This window comes from Phocaeicola faecalis (genome assembly GCF_021730445.1).
Classification (GTDB): Bacteria; Bacteroidota; Bacteroidia; order Bacteroidales; family Bacteroidaceae; genus Phocaeicola; species Phocaeicola faecalis.
The window spans coordinates 1-545 of record NZ_JADNRM010000056.1; the positions used below are offsets into that span (position 1 = coordinate 1).

Annotated in this window: 1 protein-coding gene; it reads right to left on the bottom strand. The window is 33.9% G+C overall.

The features are described from left to right. Positions 1–33: 33 nt before the first annotated feature. Positions 34–456, bottom strand: coding sequence for a hypothetical protein (locus tag IR173_RS17995; protein ID WP_237040871.1), 423 nt, complete (start codon positions 454–456; stop codon positions 34–36). Positions 457–545 lie beyond the last annotated feature (89 nt).

Sequence of the window (545 nt, forward strand, 5' to 3'; positions counted from 1 at the left end):
TTGTTCATCATAAAATGATTTTAAGGTTATTGTTTAGTGATTGTTGAAATCTTCTTCTGTTAGCTCTCTTTTCTGAATGTCTTTTAGATGGAGAGAGTAAATGTCAGTACCACCATGGCAACCTGTTATAGGCAATCTCGCTTCATAATATAAATATAAAAGGGTGCCACTGAAGGTAACATCACCTTCATAAGCCTTGTATTCATCCTTCATGTTTTCAATTAAAAAAGATATACTATCTTCATCTCCTGTTCGGAATTCCGGTTCGTCAACAGGGTAGATTATCCATCTTTTAAGGGAATTATCATACCTTAAATATCCTTTCAAATTCTCTCTTTCAAAAGGTTCTTGTTTTTCCTCCGGATAAATCCGTTTTACATCTCTGTCATCATCGCTGCAACCGTATGCTCCAACGAGCAGGCATAACACGAATAAATAATTTAAAATCTTCTTCATAAAGGTGGTGATTAAAAGGTTAATAATGGTTTTCTTGTATTTTATATAATGCAGCAGAATGTAAAATACTGCGTCTGGTCGTATGATTT

Bases quoted from the DNA above. Each gene is read 5' to 3' on its own strand.
- IR173_RS17995 (WP_237040871.1), bottom strand. From the start codon at position 456: ATGAAGAAGATTTTAAATTATTTATTCGTGTTATGCCTGCTCGTTGGA.